Raw genomic sequence first — 9,682 nt, forward strand, 5'->3', positions numbered from 1 at the left:
CGGCCAGTCACGACGGCGCAGCAGAGAAAGAGCGCGCCGCGGGCCGAGGAAAGCGGGGTCTGGGGCGGCAGCCCCAGAGGACCGAGCCCCGTACAACCGCACGCACACCTCAACCCAAGAAAAGCACGCACACCCCAACCAAAGAAAAGCCCGTCCAAGGGCTACCCGGATTCCTTACCCGTCAGTACATTGACGCCATGTCTAATACGCCGCTGGCCCGGTCGGACCGGGCGCCGCAGCCCATCGCCTCCGAGTGGACGGCGCTGAAGGCTCGCAAGGTCTCCTTCGCCTGGGAGGAGACGCCGCTGCACTGGCTGCCGGACGACCCGTTCACGACGCACACCATCAACGTCCTGCACCTCCTGCTGCCCGCGGGCGAGCGCTGGTTCGTGCACGTCTACAAGCAGGTCCTGCAGTACATCGAGGACGAGCAGCTGCGCGCCGACGTGATCGGGTTCATCGGACAGGAGGCGATGCACTCCCAGGCCCACGACGAGGTCCTGCCGCACCTGCGCGAGCAGGGCCTGGACCCGACCCCGTACACCGCGCAGATCGACTGGTTCTTCGAGAAGCTGCTCGGCGACCGGACGCTGCCGCCGGGCAAGCCGCGCAAGTGGTGGCTGATGGAGCGGGTCGCGCTGATCGCGGCGATCGAGCACTACACCGCGTTCCTCGGCGACTGGGTCCTGAACGCCGACGAGCTGGACCGGCGGGGCGCCGACCCGACCATGCTGGACCTGCTGCGCTGGCACGGCGCCGAGGAGGTCGAGCACCGCTCGGTCGCCTTCGACCTGTTCATGCACGTCGACGGGTCGTACTCGCGCCGGGTGCGGACCTGGGCCACCGCGTTCAGCGCGCTCGTCTTCCTGTGGCAGCGCGGGGCGCGCTTCTTCATGGAGAACGACCCGACGCTCGTCGACGGCAAGGCGTCCTTCAAGGAGTTCTTCGCCAAGGGCAAGCAGGGCGTGCTGCCCACCGCCGGTGCGATGGCCCGCTCCATCCCCCGCTATCTGAACCGTGCGTACCACCCCTCGCACGAGGGATCGACCGAGCAGGCCGTCGCCTACCTGGCGTCCTCGCCCGCCGCCCTCGCCGCCGAGGCCCGCGAGAAGGGCGCCGCCTGAGATGTCGAAGTTCCGCACCGTCGTCGCCCTCGCGGGCGCCGCACTGCTCGTCCGCAGGGCCGTGCGCAGCCGGATGGCGACCGCGCCGCTGTGGCCCATGCCCGCCCTGGAGAACCCGATCTCGGGCCGGCCGCGCGGGCGGGCGCAGCGCCTGCGGGTCGCGGGCCGCTCCCAGGTCGCCGAGGGCGTGGTCCGGCTGCGCCTGGAGCCGCGCTCCCCGCAGTCGGGCACGCTGCCGGGACCACTGCCGGCCTGGGAGCCGGGCGCGCACCTGGACCTGGTGCTGCCCTCGGGCACGGTCCGGCAGTACTCGCTCTGCGGCGACCCCGCCGACCGGTCCGCGTACACGGTGGCGACCCGGCTGATCGAGGACGGCCGCGGCGGCTCGCGCGAGGTGCACGAGAAGCTGGCCGAGGGCGCCGAGATCGAGGTGCGCGGCCCGCGCAACCGCTTCCCGCTTGAGCGGTCACACGCGTACGTCTTCGTGGCCGGCGGCATCGGCATCACGCCGATCCTGCCGATGCTGCGCGCCGCGGAGGCCTCGGGCGCGCAGTGGCAGTTGGTGTACGCGGGCCGCTCCCGCTCCTCGATGCCGTTCCTGGACGAGGTGGAGCGCCTCGGCAGCGGCGGCCGGGGCCGGGTCACGGTGATCGCCGAGGACGAGGACGGCAGGCCCGACGCGGCCGCGCTGTTCGCCGGGGCGCCGCAGGCCGCGGCCGTGTACTGCTGCGGTCCCGAGGGCCTGATGGACGCGGTGGCGGCCGCCCTGCCGCACGGCAGCACGCTGCACCTGGAGCGGTTCACGCCCGCGACGGCCACCGAGGGCAACACCGCCTTCGAGGTCGAACTGCGGCGAACCGGCGGCACGGTGGAGGTCCCGGCCGACGAGACGATCCTGGCGGCGGTCCGCAAGAAGCTGCCGAGCGTCGCCTACTCCTGCGAGCAGGGCTTCTGCGGCACCTGCCAACTGCGGGTCGTGGCGGGCGAGGTGGACCACCGGGACGAGCTGCTCGACGACGAGGAGCGGCGCGACTCGATGCTGATCTGCGTCTCCCGCGCCCGCGGCGAGAAGCTGGTCCTGGACCTGTAGCGAGCCGGCCCTCGGCCTGCAGCAAGCGGGCCCTCGGCCTGCAGCGGACGGCCGGGGCGCGCACACCCCTGGCGGTGAACGCACCCCCGGCCGTTAGGGTGTTCATATGACGACCGGGGTGCGCCGCAGGATGGGAGTCGAGGAGCGGCGAGAGCAGTTGATCGCCGTGGCACTGGAGCTGTTCAGCCACCGCTCCCCCGACGAGGTCTCCATCGACGAGATAGCCGGTGCGGCGGGAATCTCCCGCCCGCTGGTGTACCACTACTTCCCGGGCAAGCGCAGCCTGTACGAAGCGGCGCTGCGCAAGGCCGCGGTGGACCTCGCCGCGCGGTTCGAGGAGCCGCGCGAGGGCCCCCTCGGCCCCCGCCTGCTGCGGGTGATGGGCCGCTTCTTCGACTTCGTCGACCAGCACGGCCCCGGCTTCTCGGCTCTGATGCGCGGCGGCCCCGCGGTCGGCTCGTCGACGACGAACGCCCTGATCGACTCCGTACGCCAGGCCGCGTACGAGCAGATCCTCGCGCACATCGGCATCACCGCGCCGTCCGCGCGCCTCGAACTCGTCGTCCGCTCCTGGGTCTCGCTCGCCGAGTCGACGGCGCTGCTCTGGCTGGACGGCCGCCGGGTGCCGCGCGCCGAGCTGGAGCTCCAGCTGGTCCACGACTTCGTCGCCCTCACCGCGGTGAGCGCGGCGTACGACGAGGAGATCGCGGCCGTGCTGCGCGCCGTCCTCGCCACGGAGCCGTCCGACGGCCACTTCGCCGACCTGGTCGGCCGCCTCGTCGCCCTGGCCCCACTCCCGCAGAGCCATGCCTGAGGCGTCCCGCACGCCCCTCGCGTTCCGCCCGGCCACCGACTCGGACGCGGACCTGAGCGCACTCGTCGGCCTGTACGACGCCGCGGCCCGCTGGATGGCCGAGCGCGGCATCGACCAGTGGAAGCCCGGCCAGAAGGACGCCGCGCACTTCCGCACCCGCCTGAAGGAGGGCGAGGTCTGGCTCGCCGTACGCGGTGAAGTCCTCGTCGGCGCCTGGGAGTTGTGGTGGGAGGACGTGGAGGCCTGGGGTGTGCGGGCGCCCGACGCCGGCTATGTGCACCGCCTGATGACCGCCCGCGACGCCCCGCCCGGCACGGGCCGCGCGCTGCTCGCCGAGGCGGAGCGCCGCATCGCCGCCCGCGGCCGCCCCCTGGCCCGCCTCGACTGCGTCACGTCCAACCCGCGGCTGCGCACGTACTACGAGGCGGCGGGGTACGAGGTCGCGGGCGCCCTCCCGGGGAAGGTCGCCGCGGACGGCAGTACGTACGGGGTGACGCTGCTGCAGAAGCGACTCGGGGCGTCGCGCAAGTCGCCCTGACCGGGCGGGGGTTGCGGGAGTGGCGTGCCCCTTGAGGGGCGGGAGTCGCGCCTGCCCCGTGCCGCTTCTTCGCCGAGTGCGGGCCGTCCTGGGTTGCTCGCGCAGTTCCCCGCGCCCCTTACGGAGCACACCACCACAGCCGACGGCGAACCATCCCCGTGGAGGCGGGAGTTGAGGGGGTGTCGTGCCCCCTCGCGAGGAGCCCGGTACAGTCGCGCCCATGACCGCGAGGCTTGCCGACATCGCAGCCCAGGCGGGGGTCAGCGAGGCCACGGTCAGCAGGGTGCTGAACGGGAAGCCGGGGGTAGCCGCGACCACCCGCCAGTCCGTGCTTGCCGCACTCGACGTGCTCGGGTACGAGCGCCCGGTGAAGCTGCGCAGCCGCAGCGCCGGACTGGTCGGCCTGATCACGCCGGAGCTGGAGAACCCGATCTTCCCGGCGCTCGCCCAGGTCATCGGCCAGGCCCTGACCCGGCAGGGGTACACGCCGGTGCTCGCGACGCAGACCCCCGGCGGCTCCACGGAGGACGAGCTGACGGAGATGCTCGTGGACCGCGGCGTCGCCGGCATCATCTTCGTCTCCGGGCTGCACGCCGACACCAGCGCCGACATGGACCGGTACGAGCAGCTGCGCGCCCAGGGCGTGCCGTTCGTGCTCGTCGACGGCTTCTCGGAGAAGGTGCGGGCCCCGTTCATCTCCCCCGACGACCGGGCCGCGATGCGCCTGGCCGTCACGCACCTCGCCTCCCTCGGCCACACCGACATCGGCCTGGCGCTCGGCCCGCAGCGGTTCGTACCGGTGCGGCGGAAGATCGAGGGCTTCGTCCGGGCGATGCGCGAGCAGCTGGGCCTCGGCGAGGACGAGATCCACACGCGGCTCGTGCAGCACTCGCTGTTCACCCTGGAAGGCGGCCAGGCCGCGGCCTCGGCGCTGCTCGACCGGGGCTGCACCGCGGTGGTGTGCGCGAGCGACATGATGGCCCTCGGCGCGGTCCGTGCGGCCCGGCAGCGCGGCCTCGAAGTGCCGGACGACGTCTCGGTGGTCGGCTTCGACGACTCCCCGCTGATCCCGTTCACCGACCCGCCGCTGACCACCGTCCGCAAGCCGGTCCCGGCGATGGGCCAGGCCGCGGTGAACACCCTGCTCGAGGAGATCGGCGGCACGCCGGCCCCGCGCAGCGAGTTCGTGTTCATGCCCGAACTGGTCGTACGAGGTTCAACTGCTTCTGCGCGCAAGGCTTCCGCCCCTAAGGGTTGAACCGGAGATTCCTCGACCTCGGGCCTTCCCGGGGTAGTCCCAGAGGCGTAGAAAGTGCACACAAGAACCACCCGAGGGATGATCGGGCAAAGGTGAAAATCTGGCAGACTTTGTGTCCATGGGTGAGACGAATGTGAGTACTCGCGAAGGCTGGACGGCAGCCGGAGCCTCACCCCTCGACGCGGAGGCCGAAGCCCGTCCGGCAGGGACTTTCGTGCGCCGACTGCGCACCCCCCGTCGCCCCCGTCTCTGGTACGAGCTGGCCCTCATCGCGGTGAGCTACTGGTTGTACTCCCTGGTCCGCAACGCGGTCCCCGAGCAGCGGGCCGCGGCGATGCGGAACGCCGACTGGATCTGGCAGGCCGAGCAGACGCTCGGCCTGGCCTTCGAGCATGCCGTCAACAGGACGGTGAACTCGGTGGAGTGGCTCGTCGTCGGCATGAACTACTACTACGCGACGCTGCACTTCATCGTGACGATCGGCGTCCTGGTCTGGCTGTACCGCCGCCATCCCGGGCGGTACGCGGCGATGCGGTCCGTGCTGTTCCTGACCACGGGGCTCGCCCTCGTCGGCTTCTACTTCTTCCCGCTCGCCCCGCCCCGGCTCTTCGACGGCGGCTTCGTCGACACGGTCCTGGTCCACGAGACCTGGGGGTCGATGGCGTCCGGCGACCTGAAGCACATGACGAACCAGTACGCGGCGATGCCGTCCATGCACATCGGGTGGTCGCTGTGGTGCGGGCTCGCGCTGTTCACGCTGTCCCGGGTGCGGTGGGTGCGGGTGCTCGCGGTGCTGTATCCGATGGCGACGCTCGTGGTGATCATCGCCACGGCCAACCACTTCTGGCTCGACGCGGTCGGCGGTCTCCTCTGCCTCGTGGCCGCGCTCGCGGCGACCCACCTCTGGTACGGGGCGGCCCCGTACCGCCTCCCGCGCCTGGCGACACCGGTGAACCTCCCCCACCCCGCCCCTTCCCGAAAGCCCGCGGCAGCTTCGGGGGTGCCCGACAGGGGCGCGGGGAACTGCGCGCCCAGCCACGACGGCGCGGCACCCGAAAAACAGCCGACGGCAGTCTTTCGGGAAGGGGCGGGGAGGGGATCAAATCCAGCCCGCCGGAGGGGCTGACGGGCCCCGATAGGGGCGCGGGGCTGTCACATGGGCGGCTGCGCCGCGTGGGCGCGACCAGCCACGACGGCGCGGCAGCCGAAATCCGGCCCGACGGGCACCGAGTCGACGGTGCGGAACGGGCCGCGGAACCTACCCCGCAGCCCCGTAGAACAGCTCGTCCACCACATGCCGAGCCCGCCGAGTGATCCGACGGTAGTCGTCGATCATCTCGCCGACCGTGCCCGCCTCGTACCCGAGATAGCGCCCCACCGCGGCCAGTTCGCGCCCGTCCGACGGGAACGTGTCCCCGGCCCGGCCGCGCACCAGCATCACCGCGTTGCGCACCCGCGTGGCCAGGACCCAGGCCTCGTCGAGGACCTCCGCGTCCTCCGTGGTGATCAACTCCGCGGCGCGGGCGGCGGCGAGGGCCTCCCGGGTGCGGGTCGTGCGCAGCCCCGGCTCGGCCCAGCCCTGCTGGAGCTGGAAGAGCTGCACCGTCCACTCGACGTCGGAGAGCCCGCCGCGGCCCAGCTTGGCGTGCAGCGTCGGGTCGGCTCCGCGCGGCATCCGCTCGGCCTCCATGCGGGCCTTGAGGCGGCGGATCTCGCGTACCGCGTCGTCGCCGAGGCCCTCCTGCGGGTAGCGCAGCGGGTCGACGAGCTCGATGAAGCGGCGGCCCAGGTCCGCGTCGCCCGCGACCGGCTCCGCGCGCAGCAGCGCCTGGCTCTCCCAGACGTGCGACCAGCGCTGGTAGTACGCGGCGTACGACTTGAGGGTGCGCACCAGCGGGCCGCTCTTGCCCTCCGGGCGCAGGTCCGCGTCGATGAGGAGCGGCGGGTCGGACGTGGGCAGCAGGAGGAGTCGGCGCATCTCGGCGACGACCTGGTTGGCGGCCTTCGCGGCCTCGTGGTCGTCGACCCCTTCGCGCGGCTCGTGCACGAAGAGGACGTCGGCGTCGGATCCGTAGCCCAGCTCGTGGCCGCCGAAGCGGCCCATGCCGATGACGGCGAACCGGGTGGGCAGCTCGTCCCCCCAGCCCGCGCGGACGACGGCGCGCAGGGTCCCGGCGAGGGTGGCGGCGGTGAGGTCGGAGATCGCGCCGCCGACCCGGTCCACCAAGGCGCCGGGGTCGGCTTCGGCGGGGCTCTCCTCCGTGCCGTACGAGCCGATCAGGTCGCCGGCGGCGGTGCGGAACAGTTCGCGGCGGCGCACCCCGCGGGCCGCGGCCACGGCCTGCTCGGCGCCGTCGGCCCGGCGGACCGCGGCGAGGATCTCCTGCTCCAGGTGGTCCCGGCCGCGCGGTTCGAGGCCGCGGGCGTCGCCGAGCAGGGCGACCGCCTCGGGGGCGCGGAGCAGCAGGTCGGGGGCGAGCCGGCCGGCGGACAGGACGCGGGCGAGGTTCTCGGCTGCGGCGCCCTCGTCCCGCAGGAGGCGCAGGTACCAGGGGGTCTTGCCGAGGGCGTCGGAGACCTTGCGGAAGCCGAGCAGGCCCGCGTCCGGGTCGGCGGAGTCCGCGAACCAGCCGAGCAGTACGGGCAGCAGGGTGCGCTGGATGGCGGCCTTCCGCGTGACGCCGGAGGCGAGGGCCTCCAGGTGGCGCAGGGCGGCGGCCGGGTCGGCGTACCCGAGGGCGACGAGGCGTTCGCCGGCGGCGGCCGCGGAGAGCCGGGTCTCGCCGGGGGCGAGCTGGGCGACGGCGTCGAGGAGCGGGCGGTAGAAGATCTTCTCGTGCAGCCTGCGGACCACGGCCGCGTGCCGCCGCCAGGCCCGGTTCAGCTCGGTGACGGGTTCGGTGCGCAGGCCGAGGGAGCGGCCGAGGCGGCGCAGGTCCCGCTCGTCCTCGGGCACCAGGTGGGTGCGGCGGAGCCGGTACAGCTGGATGCGGTGCTCCATGGCGCGCAGGAAGCGGTACGCGGCGTCCAGTTGGGCGGCGTCGGCGCGGCCCACGTACCCGCCGTCGGCGAGGGCCGCGAGGGCGTCGAGGGTGGTGCCGCTGCGCAGCGCGGCGTCGGCCCTGCCGTGCACCAACTGCAGTAGCTGGACGGCGAATTCGACGTCGCGCAGGCCGCCGGGGCCGAGTTTCAGCTCGCGTTCGATCTCGGCGGCGGGGATGTTGTCCACGACCCGGCGGCGCATCTTCTGCACGTCGGGCACGAAGTTGTCCCGCTCGGCGGCCTGCCAGACCAGCGGGGCGAGGGTCTCCACGTACGCCTCGCCGAGCTCGGGGTCGCCGGCGACCGGGCGGGCCTTGAGGAGGGCCTGGAACTCCCAGGTCTTGGCCCAGCGTTGGTAGTAGGCGAGGTGCGAGGAGAGGGTGCGGACGAGCGGGCCGTTGCGCCCCTCGGGCCGCAGGTTGGCGTCGACGGGCCAGATGGTGCCCTCGATCGTCGTCTCGGAGCAGATCCGCATCATGTGCGAGGCGAGGCGGGTCGCGGCCTGCATGGCCTTGGACTCGTCGGCACCGTCGGCGGGCTCGGCGACGAAGATGACGTCCACGTCGGAGACGTAGTTCAGCTCGTGGCCGCCGCACTTGCCCATCGCGATCACAGCGAGCGAGCAGAGCGCGTCGTCCTCGCGGGCCGCGCCGCGGGCGATGGCGAGGGCGGCGCGCAGGGTGGCGGTGGCGAGGTCGGCGAGTTCGGCTGCGGTCTGGGCGACGTCGGTGGTGCCGCACACGTCGCGCGCGGCGATGGAGAGCAGGCAGCGCCGGTAGGCGACGCGCAGCGTCACGGGGTCGACGGCGTCGGCGAGGCCCTGCTCGAACTCCTCGACGCCCGGGTGCAGATCGCTCGCCTCGTACGTGACGAGGGCCTGCCAGTCGCGGGGGTGCCGGGCCAGATGGTCGCCGAGGGCTTCGGAGGCGCCGAGCACGCCGAGCAGCCGGTCCCGCAGCGGCTTCGCGGACAGCAGGGTGTCGAGCAGCAGCTGCCGCTCGTCCTCCGCTTGGGCTTCCACGAGCCGGACGAGCCCGAGCAGCGCGAGATCCGGGTCGGCGGTCGCACCGAGGGCGTCCAGGAGCACCGGGTCGTTGCGGACGGAGGCGAGCTCGGGGCTGTCGAGGAGCCGCTCGGCCGTGGAGGCGTCGGTGAACCCGCGCCGCAGCAGCCGCGTGAAGGTACTGCTTCTCCGCCCCGGCGTGGTCATGTTCGGCCTCCCGTGTGATCACGTCGTACGGGAGTGAGCGTAGTCGCAGGCGGGCCCGCAGGGCGGGGCGGCGTCGGGGCCGGGGTGCGGTGGGCCGGGGCCTGGGGCACCGTGGCCGTATGGAGTACACCCTCGAAGTCGTCACCCTGCCCGTCTCCGACGTGGACCGCGCCAAGGAGTTCTACCGCGACAAGGTCGGGTTCCACGTGGACTTCGACGGCGAGGTCATGCCGGGCGTGCGCGTGGTCCAGCTGACGCCGCCCGGCTCGGGCTGTTCGGTGGCGATCAGCGACAACCTGGAGGGCCTGAACGTCCGCCCGGCCCCGGCGCCCGGCTCGTACCAGGGTCTGCAACTGTGCGTGGCCGACATCGAGCAGGCGCACGCGGAGCTGACCGGGCGCGGCCTCGACGTGAGCGCGCCCGTGGTCTACGCGGAGCAGGACGGCGGCACGTTCATGCACTTCAAGGACCCCGATGGCAACGGATGGGGCATCCAGGAGTACCGGGTCCGGGCGGAGAAACCGCTGCGGTCGGTGATCTGAGAGCGGGTGTGGTGGGGGGCCGGCCCCCCCCCCCCCCCCCCCAAAAACCCAAAAAAGACGGCGC

The 9,682-nt window shown here is 73.0% G+C and carries 8 protein-coding genes; 7 read left to right on the forward strand and 1 reads right to left on the reverse strand.

Features of this window, described 5'->3' with window-relative positions:
• The first annotated feature begins 197 nt into the window (after positions 1–197).
• From QIS96_RS04835 to QIS96_RS04860, 6 genes are all read left to right on the forward strand, one after another.
• Positions 198–1,124, forward strand: coding sequence for a metal-dependent hydrolase (locus QIS96_RS04835; protein ID WP_282541087.1), 927 nt, complete (start codon positions 198–200; stop codon positions 1,122–1,124).
• A 1-nt stretch (position 1,125) separates the two neighbouring features.
• Entirely contained in the window at positions 1,126–2,214 is a 1,089-nt protein-coding gene (locus tag QIS96_RS04840; RefSeq protein ID WP_282541088.1) for a PDR/VanB family oxidoreductase, read from the forward strand.
• Positions 2,215–2,320: 106 nt separating this feature from the next.
• A complete protein-coding gene (locus QIS96_RS04845; RefSeq protein ID WP_282541089.1) occupies positions 2,321–3,028 on the forward strand; it encodes a TetR/AcrR family transcriptional regulator in 708 nt (235 codons plus the stop codon).
• Entirely contained in the window at positions 3,021–3,566 is a 546-nt protein-coding gene (locus QIS96_RS04850; protein ID WP_282541090.1) for a GNAT family N-acetyltransferase, read from the forward strand. The genes QIS96_RS04845 and QIS96_RS04850 overlap by 8 nt, the downstream gene beginning before the upstream one ends.
• 220 nt (positions 3,567–3,786) lie before the next feature.
• Entirely contained in the window at positions 3,787–4,824 is a 1,038-nt protein-coding gene (locus QIS96_RS04855; RefSeq protein WP_282541091.1) for a LacI family DNA-binding transcriptional regulator, read from the forward strand.
• A gap of 118 nt (positions 4,825–4,942) precedes the next feature.
• Positions 4,943–5,950 carry a phosphatase PAP2 family protein gene (locus tag QIS96_RS04860; RefSeq protein ID WP_282541092.1) on the forward strand — a complete coding sequence of 336 codons (1,008 nt, stop codon included), beginning with the start codon at positions 4,943–4,945 and terminating at the stop codon, positions 5,948–5,950.
• Between the two features lie 132 nt (positions 5,951–6,082).
• Here the strand turns inward: QIS96_RS04860 and QIS96_RS04865 are convergent, their stop codons facing one another.
• Entirely contained in the window at positions 6,083–9,076 is a 2,994-nt protein-coding gene (locus tag QIS96_RS04865) for a bifunctional [glutamine synthetase] adenylyltransferase/[glutamine synthetase]-adenylyl-L-tyrosine phosphorylase (RefSeq protein ID WP_282541093.1), read from the reverse strand.
• A 119-nt stretch (positions 9,077–9,195) separates the two neighbouring features.
• Here QIS96_RS04865 and QIS96_RS04870 point away from each other — a divergent pair, with 119 nt between their 5' ends.
• A complete protein-coding gene (locus tag QIS96_RS04870; RefSeq protein ID WP_282541094.1) occupies positions 9,196–9,618 on the forward strand; it encodes a VOC family protein in 423 nt (140 codons plus the stop codon).
• Positions 9,619–9,682: the final 64 nt, after the last annotated feature.

The sequence above is a fragment of the Streptomyces cavernicola genome, assembly GCF_029968035.1.
In the GTDB taxonomy this organism is placed as follows: domain Bacteria; phylum Actinomycetota; class Actinomycetes; order Streptomycetales; family Streptomycetaceae; genus Streptomyces; species Streptomyces cavernicola.

What these genes read in the sequence shown, in the direction of transcription:
- QIS96_RS04835 (WP_282541087.1), top strand. Translation starts at nt 198, where the DNA reads ATGTCTAATACGCCGCTGGCCCGGTCGGACCGGGCGCCGCAGCCCATC.
- QIS96_RS04840 (WP_282541088.1), top strand. Translation starts at nt 1,126, where the DNA reads ATGTCGAAGTTCCGCACCGTCGTCGCCCTCGCGGGCGCCGCACTGCTC.
- QIS96_RS04845 (WP_282541089.1), top strand. Translation starts at nt 2,321, where the DNA reads ATGACGACCGGGGTGCGCCGCAGGATGGGAGTCGAGGAGCGGCGAGAG.
- QIS96_RS04850 (WP_282541090.1), top strand. Translation starts at nt 3,021, where the DNA reads ATGCCTGAGGCGTCCCGCACGCCCCTCGCGTTCCGCCCGGCCACCGAC.
- QIS96_RS04855 (WP_282541091.1), top strand. Translation starts at nt 3,787, where the DNA reads ATGACCGCGAGGCTTGCCGACATCGCAGCCCAGGCGGGGGTCAGCGAG.
- QIS96_RS04860 (WP_282541092.1), top strand. Translation starts at nt 4,943, where the DNA reads ATGGGTGAGACGAATGTGAGTACTCGCGAAGGCTGGACGGCAGCCGGA.
- QIS96_RS04865 (WP_282541093.1), bottom strand. Translation starts at nt 9,076, where the DNA reads ATGACCACGCCGGGGCGGAGAAGCAGTACCTTCACGCGGCTGCTGCGG.
- QIS96_RS04870 (WP_282541094.1), top strand. Translation starts at nt 9,196, where the DNA reads ATGGAGTACACCCTCGAAGTCGTCACCCTGCCCGTCTCCGACGTGGAC.